14 protein-coding genes are annotated in these 14,223 nt (G+C 64.3%); all 14 read left to right on the top strand.

The features are described 5' to 3' along the window. The first annotated feature begins 96 nt into the window (after positions 1–96). Positions 97–879, top strand: a complete 783-nt coding sequence (surE, locus tag ACA027_RS15390) for a 5'/3'-nucleotidase SurE (protein WP_370679078.1) — start codon at positions 97–99, stop codon at positions 877–879. Further along, positions 876–1,661, top strand: coding sequence for a protein-L-isoaspartate(D-aspartate) O-methyltransferase (locus ACA027_RS15385; protein ID WP_370679077.1), 786 nt, complete (start codon positions 876–878; stop codon positions 1,659–1,661). The genes surE and ACA027_RS15385 overlap by 4 nt, the downstream gene beginning before the upstream one ends. Positions 1,662–1,674: 13 nt before the next feature. Further along, positions 1,675–2,502: a peptidoglycan DD-metalloendopeptidase family protein gene (locus ACA027_RS15380; protein ID WP_370679076.1), complete on the top strand. Its 828-nt coding sequence runs from the start codon at positions 1,675–1,677 to the stop codon at positions 2,500–2,502. A 74-nt stretch (positions 2,503–2,576) separates the two neighbouring features. Further along, on the top strand, positions 2,577–3,581 hold the full coding sequence (locus ACA027_RS15375; RefSeq protein ID WP_370679075.1) for an RluA family pseudouridine synthase: 1,005 nt from the start codon (positions 2,577–2,579) through the stop codon (positions 3,579–3,581). A gap of 120 nt (positions 3,582–3,701) precedes the next feature. Beyond that, positions 3,702–4,589, top strand: a complete 888-nt coding sequence (gene scpB / locus ACA027_RS15370) for an SMC-Scp complex subunit ScpB (RefSeq protein ID WP_370679074.1) — start codon at positions 3,702–3,704, stop codon at positions 4,587–4,589. 89 nt (positions 4,590–4,678) lie between these two features. Then, positions 4,679–5,983 (top strand): pseudouridine synthase, encoded by a 1,305-nt coding sequence (locus ACA027_RS15365; protein ID WP_370679073.1) that lies wholly within the window; start codon positions 4,679–4,681, stop codon positions 5,981–5,983. 101 nt (positions 5,984–6,084) lie between these two features. After that, positions 6,085–6,510 carry a nucleoside-diphosphate kinase gene (gene ndk, locus ACA027_RS15360; RefSeq protein ID WP_370679072.1) on the top strand — a complete coding sequence of 142 codons (426 nt, stop codon included), beginning with the start codon at positions 6,085–6,087 and terminating at the stop codon, positions 6,508–6,510. 90 nt (positions 6,511–6,600) lie between these two features. Beyond that, positions 6,601–7,725, top strand: coding sequence for a 23S rRNA (adenine(2503)-C(2))-methyltransferase RlmN (gene rlmN / locus ACA027_RS15355; protein WP_370679071.1), 1,125 nt, complete (start codon positions 6,601–6,603; stop codon positions 7,723–7,725). 94 nt (positions 7,726–7,819) lie between these two features. Next, complete coding sequence (pilW, locus tag ACA027_RS15350) at positions 7,820–8,602, top strand: type IV pilus biogenesis/stability protein PilW (RefSeq protein WP_370679070.1); 783 nt, start codon at positions 7,820–7,822, stop codon at positions 8,600–8,602. Positions 8,603–8,618: 16 nt separating this feature from the next. Beyond that, positions 8,619–9,626, top strand: a complete 1,008-nt coding sequence (locus tag ACA027_RS15345) for a RodZ domain-containing protein (RefSeq protein WP_370679069.1) — start codon at positions 8,619–8,621, stop codon at positions 9,624–9,626. A 3-nt stretch (positions 9,627–9,629) separates the two neighbouring features. Then, positions 9,630–10,913 carry a flavodoxin-dependent (E)-4-hydroxy-3-methylbut-2-enyl-diphosphate synthase gene (ispG, locus tag ACA027_RS15340; protein WP_370679068.1) on the top strand — a complete coding sequence of 428 codons (1,284 nt, stop codon included), beginning with the start codon at positions 9,630–9,632 and terminating at the stop codon, positions 10,911–10,913. Positions 10,914–11,061: 148 nt separating this feature from the next. Further along, a complete protein-coding gene (hisS, locus tag ACA027_RS15335; protein ID WP_370679067.1) occupies positions 11,062–12,357 on the top strand; it encodes a histidine--tRNA ligase in 1,296 nt (431 codons plus the stop codon). A gap of 20 nt (positions 12,358–12,377) precedes the next feature. Beyond that, on the top strand, positions 12,378–13,058 hold the full coding sequence (locus ACA027_RS15330) for a YfgM family protein (protein ID WP_370679066.1): 681 nt from the start codon (positions 12,378–12,380) through the stop codon (positions 13,056–13,058). 32 nt (positions 13,059–13,090) lie between these two features. Next, positions 13,091–14,221: an outer membrane protein assembly factor BamB gene (bamB, locus tag ACA027_RS15325; RefSeq protein WP_370679065.1), complete on the top strand. Its 1,131-nt coding sequence runs from the start codon at positions 13,091–13,093 to the stop codon at positions 14,219–14,221. Positions 14,222–14,223 lie beyond the last annotated feature (2 nt).

The raw sequence follows: 14,223 nt of genomic DNA, 5'->3' as shown, positions 1-14,223 counted from the left end.
GTATCACTTTTGGCCGATGCCGGATAGTTCCGTGCGGGTGACAAGAATGCGGGAGGCAGAGGCTGCCCCTACAATCCGGGCAACCTTTTGTTCAGCATGAAGATTCTTATTTCCAACGATGACGGCTACCAGGCGCCAGGCATCGTCGCCCTGCACGCCGCCCTCAAGACCATTGCCGATGTGGAGGTCGTCGCGCCGGAGCACAACAACAGCGCCAAGTCCAATGCGCTGACCTTGCACTCGCCACTGTCTGTGCGCGAGGCCGCCAATGGTTTCCGCTATGTCAACGGCACGCCGGCCGATTGCGTGCACATCGCCCTCACCGGGCTGCTGGGCTACAAGCCCGACCTGGTGGTCTCGGGCATCAACAACGGCGCCAACATGGGTGACGACACGGTGTATTCCGGCACCGTGGGCGCCGCCATGGAGGGCTATCTGTTTGGAGTGCCCTCGATTGCGTTTTCCCAGGTGGAGCGCGACTGGCTGGAGCTGGATGCCGCCGCCGCCAAGGCCCGCGACATGGTGGCCCAGTTGATGCAGCAAAAGCTGCTGGGCACGGCGCCCTGGCTGCTGAATGTGAATATTCCGAACCTGCCGCTGTCCCGGCTGGGTGCGCTGAAAGTCTGCCGCCTGGGGCGGCGCCACTCGGCCGAGCCGGTGATCACCCAGGTCAGCCCGCGCGGAGAGACCATGTACTGGATTGGCAGCGCAGGGGCGGCCAAGGATGAATCCGAAGGCACAGACTTTTACGCCACGGCCCAGGGCCATGTGGCGGTGACCCCGCTGAAGGTGGACCTGACCGATCACGACCATTTGGTGTATTGGGCGCAGACCGCAGCGCGCCTGGAAACAGCTGCGGCCCGCAAGGAGGATGCATGAACCAACCCAAGCGCCCGAGCTTTCCCGCACGCCTGGGGCCGCTGACCAGTGCCCCGGCTGCGGGGCGCCCTGTGCGCGCCGGTGTGGGTGCCAAGCCGGCTGCAGCCGCCATGTACGCCCCCAGCGGCGTGGGGCTGGACTCGGCTGCCGTGCGCACGCGCATGGTGCAGCGCCTGGCGGCATCGGGCATCACATCGGCCGCCGTGCTGCAGGCCATGGGCACGGTGGAGCGGCATTTGTTTGTGGACACGGCCCTGGTCAATCAGGCCTATGAAGACACCAGCCTGCCCATCGGGCTGGCGCAGACCATCTCCAAGCCCAGCGTGGTGGCGCGGATGATTGAGCTGCTGTTGGGAGCCGAAGGCGCGCGTGGCGGCCTGGGGCGGGTGCTGGAGATCGGCACCGGCTGCGGCTACCAGGCTGCGGTGCTGGGGCGGGTGGCCAAGGAGGTCTACTCCATGGAGCGTTTGCGCGGTCTGCATGAAAAAGCGCGGAACAATTTGCGTCCTTTGCGACTCACCAATGTGCATCTGTTGTTTGGGGACGGGATGCAGGGCTACGCGCAAGGAGCGCCCTATGCGGGCATCATTGCGGCCGCGGGCGGTGACGCCTTGCCTGTCGCCTGGTGTGACCAGTTGGCCGTAGGTGGGCGCCTGGTGGCGCCTATGGCCCGCAGCAATGGCCAGCAGATTCTGCTGGTGATAGACAAAACTCCTTACGGTTTCCAAGAAGCCGTATTGGAAGCGGTGAATTTTGTCCCTCTAAAATCGGGGATTGCCTGAAAGGGAATTACATATGTTGTTTACGCGAAGCCTTAGCGCTTGGGGAACGTTGGTCGTTGCAGGAGGAATTCTTGCGGGCTGCGCACAAGTGAACAAGGCTCCCGTGGAAGACCGTGGTTCACGGTCCACGAGCTCTTCTTCGTCTTCCTCCAAACCGGCGGTGGATCCTTCCACCCTGCCGGGTTACGAAAATGCCGGCAAGCCGGGCTACTACACCGTCAAGCCGGGTGACACGCTGATCCGCATCGGCCTGGAGCATGGCCAAAGCTGGAAGGATATTGCCCGCTGGAGCAATCTGGAAAACGCCAACCTGATCGAAGTGGGTCAGGTGGTGCGCGTGGTGCCGCCGAGCAGCGCAACGGCTTCGGCCGGCTCCAGTTCGGGTGGCCGCGGCGTGGCACCGGTGGTGGTGGGTGGTGGCAGTGCCGAGCCGGCAGAGCCCGCACCCAAGACGCCGGCACCTGCCAGCGACAGCAGCATGGGCTTTATCTGGCCCGCATCCGGCCCGGTGCTGGGTGGCTTTGATGAGTCGCGCAACAAGGGCGTGGACATCGGCGGCAAGGCGGGCGACCCCGTGGCCGCCGCGGCCGATGGCCGCGTGGTGTATGCCGGCGCGGGCCTGCGTGGCTACGGCAATCTGATCATCCTCAAGCACAACGACACCTATCTGACGGCCTACGCCCACAACCAGAAGCTGTTGGTCAAGGAAGACCAGAATGTGAAGAAGGGTCAAAAAATTGCCGAAATGGGCAGCACCGACGCCGACCGTGTCAAGCTGCACTTTGAGGTGCGCCGCCAGGGTAAGCCGGTTGATCCCTCGCGCTATCTGCCTTCGCGTTGAGTTGCCGCAGGCAGCCGATTCCACACAGCCAGTGCCTGCGGGCACTGGCTTTTTTGTCCATGCATGAATAGGAAATGTCCGTGACGGAGCAAGCCGAGTCCGTGGAAGGCGCCGAAAGCGACGAGTGGAGTCTGTCCACCGAACAGGCCGAGCTGCGCTCCGTAGAGGTGCCAGCCAGCCTGCATGGGCTGCGCCTGGATAAGGTCCTGGCCGAGCTGGTGCCCGAGTTTTCGCGCAGCTATCTGCAGCAGCTGCTGACCCAGGGGGCGGTGCAGGTGCAGGGTGTGGTGGCGACCAAGCCGTCTGCCAAGGTGCGCCTGGGTGACCGGCTGCAGGTGGAGATGCGGCCCACGGCGCAGAGCCAGTCTTTCCGCCCCGAGGCCATGGCCCTGGATGTGGTTTATGAGGATGCGCACCTGCTGGTGGTCAACAAACCGGCCGGCCTGGTGGTGCACCCCGCGCCGGGCAACTGGAGCGGCACGCTGCTCAACGGCCTGCTGGCCCACCATGCCGCTGCGGCCCAGGTGCCGCGCGCCGGCATCGTGCACCGGCTGGACAAGGACACCAGTGGTTTGATGGTGGTGGCCAAGAGCCGGCAGGTGATGGATGCGCTGGTGGCCATGATTGCGCGGCGCGATGTCTCCCGCCAGTACCTGGCCCTGGGGCAGGGCGCCTGGCGCGGTGGCCTGCGCGAGGTGCGCCAGCCCATTGGCCGCGACCCGCGCAACCGCTTGCGCATGGCCGTGGTGGACCTGGGTAGCCAGGCGGGTAAGCCGGCGCAGACCGATATCCAGCTGGTGGATGGCATGGACGCGGCCTGCCTGGTGCACTGTAAGCTGCACACCGGGCGCACCCACCAGATCCGCGTGCACATGGCCTGGCTGGGGCATCCGTTGCTGGCCGACACCTTGTATGCCGGCGCTCCTATGGCGGGCATGCAGCGCCAGGCCTTGCATGCCTACCGGCTGGGCTTTGCCCACCCCATCACGGGCGAGGCCTTGCTGCTGCGCAGCCAGCCGCCCTCGGATTTCATGGCGGCAGTCGAGTTTTTGGGGCTGCGCTACAATCCGCCCGATTAGTACAGCCCTTGCTGTGCCCCGATGGGTTTCGGGGCAAGGCGATGGCGCTGTGTGGCACGCCTGTGAAGGCGCACTCTCATAGAACGTCAATCCGTTCTTTTCCCCCGAAAATCTCCGCTTATGAATACGGTAGATGCGAAACGGGTGCTCGAAACCGCCTTGATCTGTGCGCACCAGCCGGTGCCGCTGAAGGACTTGCGCGCGCTGTTTGACGGCGTACTGGGCACCGACACGCTGAAGGACTTGCTGCTTTCCCTGCAACGCGACTGGACCCAGCGGGGTGTGGAGTTGGTGCAGGTGGCCACGGGCTGGCGCTTTCAAAGCCGGCCCGACATGCGCATCTATCTGGATCGCCTGCACCCGGAAAAGCCGCCTAAATATTCCCGCGCCACATTGGAGACCTTGGCCATCATTGCCTATCGCCAGCCGGTGACGCGGGGGGATATCGAGGATATCCGCGGTGTGACGGTGAACAGCCTGATCATCAAGCAGCTGGAGGATCGCGGCTGGATCGAGGAAATCGGCCACCGAGAAACCGTGGGCCGGCCGGCCTTGTTTGCCACCACCCGCCAGTTCCTGGATGACCTGGGGCTGCAGTCGCTGGACCAGTTGCCCATGTTGGAGTCTTCCGAAGTGCAGGCGAATTTGTTTGCGCAGCTGGAAGCCCAAGGTGTTTTGCCGGAGGGCGCGCGGATCGAGGATGCTATTGGTGAGCAGCCAGAGCAGCCAGAGCAGCCAGAGCAGCCAGAGCAGCCAGAGCAGCCAGAGCAGCCAGAGCAGCCAGAGCAGCCAGAGCAGCCAGAGCAGCCAGAGCAGCCAGAGCAGCCAGAGCAGCCAGAGCAGCCAGAGCAGCCAGAGCAGCCAGAGCAGCCAGAGCAGCCAGAGCAGCCAGAGCAGCCAGAGCAGCCAGAGCAGCCAGAGCAGCCAGAGCAGCCAGAGCCCGATGAGGCGGGTGATGGTGATGCCGAAGGCGATGCCAACCAGAGCTGGATCTGGAAAAACAGGTAACACATGGGCCAGGCTTTGAAACCCGCTTTCAAGGCTTTGCCGCAGTTTGATCACTATGTCTGCGCCCTTTGGCGCAGTGAATGGACCGTATGAATTCCAAAAACCAGGGGCGTCGCGCCCCAGGCAAGCCTTCGTTGGCCGGCGCGCGTGCGTCACGCGCCGCTGCACCCCGGGTCGCCGCATCTCCTGTGACCCCTTCCATGGCGGAAATTGCGCAAGAAGATGCGCAGGGCTACGCTTTTGAAGATGTGGTGTCGGGCGTGCTCGACGCCGATGAAGCCCGCGAAGAGCTGGAGCCCACCAAGCGCGTGCTGCAGCCCGAGGCCCAATCGCCCAAGCTGCACAAGGTGCTGGCCCAGGCCGGTATGGGCTCGCGCCTGGAAATGGAAAAACTCATTGCCGAGGGCCGCATCTCGGTCAACAACGAGCCTGCCCACGTGGGCCAGCGCGTGCAGTTTGGCGACCAGATCAAGGTCAATGGCAAGCCCATTCACTTTCGCATCGAGCCGCCACCCGCACGGGTGATCGCCTACCACAAGCCCGTGGGCGAGGTGGTGACGCATGACGATCCGCAAAACCGCCCCACGGTGTTTCGCAAGCTGCCCAAGCTGCACAACAGCAAGTGGCAGTCGGTGGGGCGTCTGGACCTGAACACCGAAGGCCTGCTGCTGCTGACCAGCTCCGGCGCCCTGGCCAACAACCTGATGCACCCACGTTTCGGCCTGGAGCGCGAATACGCCGTGCGCGTGCTGGGAGCGCTCAGCAAGGAAGAAAAGCAGCGCCTGCTGGACGGGGTGAAGCTGGAAGATGGCGAAGCCGCTTTTGGCTCCATCGAGGACGGCGGCGGTGAAGGAGCCAATTGCTGGTATCGGGTCACCATTTCGGAAGGCCGCAACCGCGAGGTGCGCCGCATGTTCGAGGCCGTGGGCCATGCGGTCAGTCGTCTGATTCGTATCCGCTATGGCGCCATGATGCTGCCCAAGGGTCTCAAGCGTGGTGCCTGGCTGGAGCTGGACGAAAAAGACATTCAGGCGCTGATGCAGGCGGCTGGCTCCGTCATCCCCAAGGCCGCGCCGCGTGAAGGCGCTGCTACAGGCCAGCGCCGCGCCAGCGCGGACCGTGCCGGCAGCCGCCGTGGTGGCCCCGGTGCCTCGCGCCCGCAGGCGGCTCGCCGCTTTCAGGAGGGCAATGCGCCCGAGCACGATCGTCCAGCACGTCTGGGCGCCTTGTTTGGCGACGAAGGTGCGGCACGCAGCAGCGCCGTGCGCGCCAAGCGCAGCTCCCAGCCCGACCCCCTGAAGACTTCGGCCGGCTATATCGGCAGGGACAGCCTGGAGCGCTATCGCGCCACGCAGAAAAAGGGTTCCGGCGGTCGCCGCGGTGGAAGTCGTTGAGCGGATTGCGATTCGCTCACCAAGGCTTTATGCCGCCCCGGTAGAATCAAGGGTTTTGCCGGTGTGGCAAAAAACAAACTAAACCTGATTAGGAAAATCAAATGGCTATCGAACGCACCCTCTCCATCATCAAGCCCGACGCAGTTGCCAAGAACGTGATCGGCCAGATCTACTCGCGTTTTGAAAACGCCGGCCTGAAGGTCGCTGCTGCCAAGCTGGTGCACCTGTCGCGCGGCGAAGCCGAGCAGTTCTACGCCGTGCACGCTGCCCGTCCTTTCTTCAAGGATCTGGTGGACTTCATGATCTCCGGCCCCGTGATGATCCAAGCCCTGGAAGGCGAAAACGCCATCCTGAAGAACCGCGAACTGATGGGTGCCACCGACCCCAAGAAGGCTGAGAAGGGCACCATCCGCGCCGACTTCGCCGACAGCATCGACGCCAACGCCGTGCACGGTTCCGACGCTCCCGAAACTGCCGCTGTGGAAATCGCTTTCTTCTTCCCCGGCATGAACGTCTACGCACGTTAATTCCATGACTCCCATGCTGGCCAAGGCTGCTGCTATGGCGGCCCTCCTGCATGGGGGGTCTCGCCCATGCAGGGGTCAGGGCATGCAGATATGACTACCAATCTTTTAGATTTCGACCTCCAGGGGCTGGTTGCTTATTGCGAGCAACTGGGGGAAAAGCGTTTCCGTGCCACCCAGCTGTTCCGCTGGATCCACCAGCGTGGCGCGAAGGACTTCGACCAGATGACGGATCTGGCCAAGTCGCTGCGTGAAAAACTGCAGCGCGAGGCGGAAATTCGCCCGCTGCCTGTCATCACCCAGCATGAATCCCGCGACGGCACCATCAAGTGGTTGTTCGACGTGGGTGACGGCAATGCCGTTGAATCCGTATTCATTCCCGAAGACGACCGCGGCACGCTGTGCGTGTCCTCGCAGGCGGGCTGTGCCGTGGGCTGCCGTTTTTGCTCCACCGGCCACCAGGGCTTCAGCCGCAATCTGTCCACCGGTGAAATCCTGGCCCAGCTGTGGTTTGCCGAGCATTTCCTGCGCCAGCACCTGAAGACCGGCACCCGTGTCATCACCAATGTGGTGATGATGGGCATGGGCGAGCCGCTGCAAAACTACAGTGCCCTGGTGCCGGCGTTGCGCGCCATGCTGGACGACCACGGCTACGGCCTGTCGCGCCGCCGCGTCACCGTGTCCACCTCGGGTGTGGTGCCCATGATGGACAGGCTGTCCCAGGACTGCGCCGTGGCGCTGGCCGTGTCACTGCACGCGCCCAACGATCTGCTGCGCGACAACCTGGTGCCGCTGAACAAAAAATACCCGCTGGAAGAGCTGCTGCAGGCCTGCCAGCGCTATCTGGAGTTTGCGCCGCGCGACTTCATCACCTTCGAGTACTGCATGCTCGATGGCGTCAACGACCAGCCCGAGCATGCCAAGCAGCTGGTGGAGCAGATTCGCAGCTACGGCAATGGCAAGCCCTGGTGCAAGCTGAACCTGATTCCCTTCAACCCCTTCCCCGCATCGGGCCTGCTGCGCTCCAGCAACGAGCGCGTGGCCGCTTTTGCCAAATACCTGAGCGACGCCGGGATTGTGACCACGGTGCGCAAGACGCGCGGCGACGACATCGATGCCGCATGTGGACAATTGGCGGGAGACGTGAAGGACCGCACCCGCGCGGCGGAGCGCATGGCCAAGCAGCGCACCATCGTGCTGAAGCCGGTGGCCGGGTAGGCGGGTAGCGCGAGCAAAGACAGAAACACCAGCAACAAGAGGCCTTATGCGCTTGCACTCCGGGAATGCCAGGGATTTCTGCCAACGGTGGACCATGACATGGGGTGCAACTGCATTGCTGCTGGGATTTTTGACGGGCTGCGCGGCCCCTGGTGCTGCAAGGACAGCATCTGCGGCTGCTGCTGCGACGCCCGAGATGCCGGATACCGCCCGCCGTGCCCGCATCCGCATGGAGCTGGCCGTCAGCTACTACCAGGCAGGGCAGCACCAGGTGGCGCTGGGAGAGGTGGCGCAGGCCCTGGCGGCCGAGCCCACAAATGCCGAGGCCTACAACCTGCAGGGCTTGATCCTGATGGCCTTGCAGGACTGGCCGGCAGCACAGGCCAGCCTGGATCGCTCCCTGGCCTTGCAGCCCGGTGAGCCCAATACCCTGCACAATGCCGGGTGGCTGCAGTGCGAGCAAGGGCGGTATGCACAGGGGATTGCGGCGCTGGAGCGAGTGATGGCGCTGCCCCGTTATGGGGCGCGGGCCCAGTCCATGATGGCCAAGGCCATGTGCCAGCGGCGCTCGGGTGATCTGGCCGGTGCAGAAGAATCTTTCTTCAAAGCCCATGAAATGGATGCAGGCAACCCCGTGATCGCCTACCATCTTGGGGATTTGCTGTTTCGGCGCCAGGACTTGGAGCGTGCGCGCTTTTATGTCCGCCGCCTGAACAATGGTGAGTATGCGAATGCCGAATCGCTGTGGCTGGGTATCCGTGTGGAACGGGCCGTGGGCGATGCGGCAGCCATGCGCCAGCTTGCAGACCAGCTGCAGCGGCGCTATCCAGATTCCAAAGAATGGCAACGTTATGAGCAAGGAGCTTTCAGTGGTTGAGCTCCAGGAAGCAGATGTGACAGAACTCGTTGATACGTCCCCAGCCCCCCAGACTGCTGGCAGTCTGTTGCGCCATGCCCGCGAATCCGCTGGCATGCATGTGTCCACCTTGGCCGATGTGCTGAAGGTGCCCGTGGCCAAGCTACGGGCGCTGGAGGCCGATGACTGGCAGACCTTGCCGGACGCGGTGTTCACCCGTTCGCTGGCACTGAGCATTTGCAAAGCTCTGCAGGTGGATGCGACGCCCGTCATGGCGCTGTTGCCCAAGTCTGCGGCTACGCAAAAGTTCACGGCTCCGGGGCCTGGCATCAACGAGCCCTTCCGCGACAAGGCGGTGCGCTCGGTGCACGACACCCCCCATGCCGCAGGCGTCTGGAAATGGCTGGCCTTGGCCTTGTTGGCCGGTGCCGGCGGCGGTGCCTGGTATTTCACGCAGCAACAGGATTTGCGCGATGCCGTGGTGGCGTCGGTGCAGGAGCGCTCGGAGCGGGCCATGGGGGGGGCAGTATCCAGCGCCACGCCTGCGCCCGCTGCGTTCCCTGCGGCGGATGTCACGGCGGACCAGCCCAGCCTGTTGTCCGAGCAGTCTGCCGCAGCTCCGGCAGCCGATGTGGCTGCGCAGATGGAAAGCCCTGCTGCCGCGGCGGTGACGCCTGCCAGCCTGCTTTCTGCCGCCGCGCCGCTGGCTTCCGAGCCCGCCGTGCAACCGCAGGTGGCCCCAAATCCAACTCCAGCGCCAGTGGCTGTGCCGATCGCGCCTCCCGCAGCGCAGGATGCATTGGCTGGCAGCGCTGCCACCTTGCGCATTCAGGCCCGCGCGGCCACCTGGATCCAGGTGCGCGGTGGCGGCAAGGTGTTGGAGCAAAAAACCCTGAATGCGGGTGAATTTTTTGAAACCCAGGCAGCCAAGCCGCTGTCGGTGGTGATTGGCCGCGTGGATGCGGTCGATGTGCAAGTGAGCGGTGCCGTGTTCGATCTGGGGACCGTGGCCCGCGAGAACGTGGCCCGATTTGAGGTGAAGTAAGAAGTGAAAGATTCGCAAAATTTGCAGCAGCAGGCAGGCGGTCCGATTGCGATTGCCAGTCCGTTGCCGCGCAAATCGCGCCAGGCCAAAGTGGTCTGGCGCAACAACGTGGTCACCGTGGGTGGCGACGCGCCGGTGCGCGTGCAGTCCATGACCAATACCGACACCGTGGATGCCGTGGAAACCGCCATCCAGGTGCGCCAGTTGGCCCAGGCCGGCTCGGAGATGGTGCGCATCACCGTCAACACCCCCGAGGCCGCCGCCGCCGTGCCCTATATCCGCGAGCAGCTGGACCGCATGGGTGAGTACGTGCCGCTGGTGGGGGACTTTCACTACAACGGCCACCGGCTGCTGGCCGACTACCCGGCTTGCGCCGAGGCCCTGTCCAAATACCGCATCAACCCCGGCAACGTGGGCAAGGGCGATAAAAAGGACAAGCAGTTCGGCCAGATGATCGAGATCGCCGCCAAGTACGACAAGGCGGTGCGCATCGGCGTGAACTGGGGCTCGCTGGACCAGGAAATCATGGCCGAGCTCATGGACCAGAACAGCCGCCGTGCCCAGCCCTGGGAAACACGCCAGGTGATGTACGAGGCGCTGATCACCTCGGCGGTTGGCTCGGCCGAGCTGGCCAAGAACATTGGCCTGAACCCCGACAACATCATTCTGTCCTGCAAGGTCAGCGGCGTACAGGATTTGATCTCCGTCTACCGCGCCTTGGCCCAGCGCTGCGACTACGCACTGCACCTGGGCCTGACCGAGGCCGGCATGGCCACCAAGGGCACGGTGGCTTCCACGGCCGCGCTGTCCGTGTTGCTGCAAGAGGGCATTGGCGACACCATTCGCGTCTCGCTCACGCCCCTGCCGGGCGAGGCCCGCACGCAAGAGGTGGTGGTGGCCTCCGAAATCCTGCAGTCCCTGGGGCTGCGCGTGTTTGTGCCCAGCGTCACGGCCTGCCCGGGCTGTGGCCGCACCACCAGCACCACCTTCCAGGAACTGGCCAAGCAGATCGATGATTTCCTGCGGGGCGAAATGCCGGTGTGGCGCACCCAATACCCCGGCGTGGAGGCCATGAAGGTGGCCGTCATGGGCTGCATCGTCAACGGTCCGGGTGAGAGCAAGCATGCCGACATCGGCATCAGCCTGCCCGGCAATGGCGAGGCACCGGCGGCGCCGGTGTTCATCGATGGCGAAAAGGCCATGACGCTGCGCGGCGAGCATATTGCCCAGGAATTCCAGACCATCGTGCAGGACTACGTGCAGCGCCGCTACGGTGGCCAGGGCTGAACGGCTGGCACAATCCAATAAAAACCATAGCTACACCAGCGCTTGAAGCAACGATTTACGTATGAATTGCTTTGCAGCTGCTGGCGTAGAGCGCTAGAGCAGCTATAAAAATTACATAGCCTGCCCCAACCCTAAAGAGATTGTTGAAGTGGCAAAGACCGAAAAACTGAGCGCCGTCAAAGGCATGAATGACATCCTGCCCGGCGAGTCCGCCCGCTGGGAATGGCTGGAGGCGCAGGTGCGCAACCTGATGGGCCGCTTTGCCTACCGCAATGTGCGCACTCCCATCGTCGAGCACACCCAGCTGTTTGTGCGCGGCATTGGCGAGGTGACCGACATCGTCGAAAAGGAGATGTACTCCTTTGAAGACAAGCTCAACGGCGAGCGCCTGACACTGCGCCCCGAAGGCACGGCCAGCCTGGTGCGCGCCACCATCGAGAACAATCTGCTGTATGACGGCGGCAAGCGCATGTGGTACATGGGCCCCATGTTTCGCCACGAGCGTCCGCAGCGCGGCCGCTACCGCCAGTTCCACCAGATCGGCGCCGAAGCCCTGGGCTTTGCCGGCCCCGATGTGGATGCCGAGCTGATTTTGCTGGCCGTGGCGCTGTGGAAGCGCCTGGGTCTCACGCAGTGGCGCCTGGAAATCAACAGCCTGGGCCAGCCCGAAGAGCGCCAGGCCCACCGCGCAGCGCTGATTGCCTACCTGGAGCAGCACACCGATGTGCTGGACGAGGAAGCCAAGCGCCGCATGTACACCAACCCCTTGCGCGTGCTGGACACCAAAAACCCCGCCATGCAGGACATGGTGAATGCAGCGCCCAAGCTGCTGGACTATCTGGGCGAGGCCTCGCTGGCCCACTTCGACGGTCTGAAGGCCATTCTGGATGCCAACGGCGTGCCCTGGTCGGTCAACCCCCGCCTGGTGCGTGGCCTGGACTATTACAACCTGTCGGTGTTCGAGTTCGTCACCGATCTGCTGGGCTCGCAAGGCACCATCTGCGCCGGTGGCCGCTACGACTACCTGATTGAGCAAGTGGGCGGCAAGCCCGCACCCGCCGTGGGCTGGGCCCTGGGTGTGGAGCGTGTGCTGGAGCTGGTCAAGGAGCTGGGCACGCCCATCCCCGAGCCCGAGCTGGATGTGTACGCCATCGTCCCCGATGTGGCCGCCATGCCGGTGGTGTTGCGCACCCTCACGCAGCTGCGTGAGGCCGGTGTGCGGGCACAAATGCACACGGCCGGTGCCGAAGGCATGGGCTCCATGAAGTCGCAGTTCAAAAAGGCCGACGGATCGGGCGCGCGTTTTGCTTTGATCTTTGGCGCCGATGAGCTGGCCCAGGGCCAGGTGACCGTGAAGTCGCTGCGCGACGGCGAAGGTCGGCAGCAGCAGCAATCCCTGGCCGAAGTGGCGCAATGGGCGGGCACCCTACAATCGAACGCTTAACCTGATAGCACGGAACCGTCATGGCAACGCATCTCGACCTCGAAGAACAAGAACAGATCGACCAGATCAAGCATTTCTGGAGCCGCTGGGGCACTCCCATCACAGCCGTGCTGGTGGTGGTTTTTGGTGGTTTTGCCGCCTGGAATGGCTGGCAGTACTGGCAGCAGCGCCAGGCCGTGCAGGCCTCGGCCCTGGCCGATGCCGTGCAGGCCGCCGTGGAGGCCAAGGATGAAGGCCGCATCACCCAGTCGCTGGCAGACATTCAAAGCAAGTACGGCAGCACCGAGCAAGCCGGCCAGGCCGCGCTGGCAGCCGCCAAGGCCCAGGCCGATGCCGGCCAGCTGGACGCCGCCAAGGCCTCGCTGACCTGGGTGGTCGAGCATGCCGGCGATGCCGGCCTCAAGGCCGTGGCGCAGCTGCGCCAGGCTGCGGTGCTGATGGAGCAAAAGGATTTGGACGGCGCCAGCCGCCTGCTGGCAGGAAGCTTTCCTGCCGAGTTTGCCGGTGCCGTGGCCGACCGCCAGGGTGACGTGCTGCAGCTGCAGGGCAAGGCCGAAGAAGCCGTGCAGGCCTACCAGCGCGCCTACCAGGCATTGGACAAGCAGGTGGACTATCGCCGCCTGGTGGAGTTCAAGCTCAATGCCTTGGGCGTGACAACTGCAACCACGACCGCCGCCGGCGGCACGGAGACCGCAAAGTGAAGATTCGGGCACAGCGCGCGCAAGGCGCGGAAATGGGTTGGACAGTGGGCCGCTGGTGCGCCGCTGCTGCCATGGTGACGGCCTTGGGTGGCTGCGCCTGGTTTGGCAGCAGCAAGCCCCAGCCACTGGATCTGGGGCCGAATGTGGTCAAGCTGGACATTCGCCAGGCCTGGACGGCCCGCGTGGGCGCCATCAAGGACATGAGCCTGAGCGTGCATGTGCTGGGTGACACTGTCTACGTGGCAGCCGATGAGGGCACCGTGGCAGCCATCAATGCCCGCAACGGCCAGGATGTCTGGCGTGCTACCGTGGGCAAGCCCCTGGTGGCGGGCATGGGCAGCGATGGCGTGACCACGGCCGTGGTCACCAAGACCAATGAGCTGGTGGGCATCATCGACGGCAAGGCCGCATGGCGCAAACGCCTTTCTGCAGGCGCCTACACCGCCCCGCTGGTGGCTGGTGCCCGCGTGTTCGTGGTGGCGGCAGACCGCACGCTGTCGGCTTTTGATGCGCGCAACGGTCAGTTGCTGTGGTCGCAGCAGCGCTCGGGCGAGCCCCTGGTGCTGCGCCAGCCTGGCGTGCTGCAGGCCCATGGCAACACCTTGCTCGCCGGCATGGCCGGCCGCCTGGTGGCCTACCAGCCGGACAACGGCTCGGTGCTGTGGGAAGCGCCCATGGCCAGCTCGCGCGGCACCAATGACGTGGAGCGCATGGTGGACCTGTTGGGCCCCACGACCACGCAGGGCAATGTGCTGTGCATGCGCGCCTTTCAGTCCAGCGTGGGCTGCGTGGACGCCGCCCGCGGCCAGGTGCTGTGGACGCAAACTGCCAGAGGTTCTGTGGGTGTTGCAGGCGATGCAGAATTGCTGGCCGGTGCAGAAAGCAACGGCGTGGTGCAGGCCTGGAATTTTGCCGACGGCAAAAAGCTGTGGTCGGTGGAGCGCTTGCAGCACCGTCGCCTGACGGCGCCGCTGCTGTTGGGGCGTTCTGTCATCCTTGGCGAAGACACGGGCACGGTGCATGTGCTGTCCAAGCAGGATGGCTCGCACCTCAATCGCCTCCAAACAGATGGATCGGGCGTGGCTGCCGCACCGGTGGTGGCCGCGGATACGCTGGTGGTCGTGACGCGCAAGGGCGGCGTTTACGGCTTCCGGCCGGATTGACA

This window comes from Comamonas sp. GB3 AK4-5 (assembly GCF_041320665.1).
GTDB lineage: Bacteria > Pseudomonadota > Gammaproteobacteria > Burkholderiales > Burkholderiaceae_C > Comamonas.
This window is presented reverse-complemented; position numbering and strand designations above follow the sequence as displayed.

Bases quoted from the DNA above. Each gene is read 5' to 3' on its own strand.
- surE (WP_370679078.1), top strand. From the start codon at position 97: ATGAAGATTCTTATTTCCAACGATGACGGCTACCAGGCGCCAGGCATC.
- ACA027_RS15385 (WP_370679077.1), top strand. From the start codon at position 876: ATGAACCAACCCAAGCGCCCGAGCTTTCCCGCACGCCTGGGGCCGCTG.
- ACA027_RS15380 (WP_370679076.1), top strand. From the start codon at position 1,675: ATGTTGTTTACGCGAAGCCTTAGCGCTTGGGGAACGTTGGTCGTTGCA.
- ACA027_RS15375 (WP_370679075.1), top strand. From the start codon at position 2,577: ATGTCCGTGACGGAGCAAGCCGAGTCCGTGGAAGGCGCCGAAAGCGAC.
- scpB (WP_370679074.1), top strand. From the start codon at position 3,702: ATGAATACGGTAGATGCGAAACGGGTGCTCGAAACCGCCTTGATCTGT.
- ACA027_RS15365 (WP_370679073.1), top strand. From the start codon at position 4,679: ATGAATTCCAAAAACCAGGGGCGTCGCGCCCCAGGCAAGCCTTCGTTG.
- ndk (WP_370679072.1), top strand. From the start codon at position 6,085: ATGGCTATCGAACGCACCCTCTCCATCATCAAGCCCGACGCAGTTGCC.
- rlmN (WP_370679071.1), top strand. From the start codon at position 6,601: ATGACTACCAATCTTTTAGATTTCGACCTCCAGGGGCTGGTTGCTTAT.
- pilW (WP_370679070.1), top strand. From the start codon at position 7,820: ATGACATGGGGTGCAACTGCATTGCTGCTGGGATTTTTGACGGGCTGC.
- ACA027_RS15330 (WP_370679066.1), top strand. From the start codon at position 12,378: ATGGCAACGCATCTCGACCTCGAAGAACAAGAACAGATCGACCAGATC.
- bamB (WP_370679065.1), top strand. From the start codon at position 13,091: ATGGGTTGGACAGTGGGCCGCTGGTGCGCCGCTGCTGCCATGGTGACG.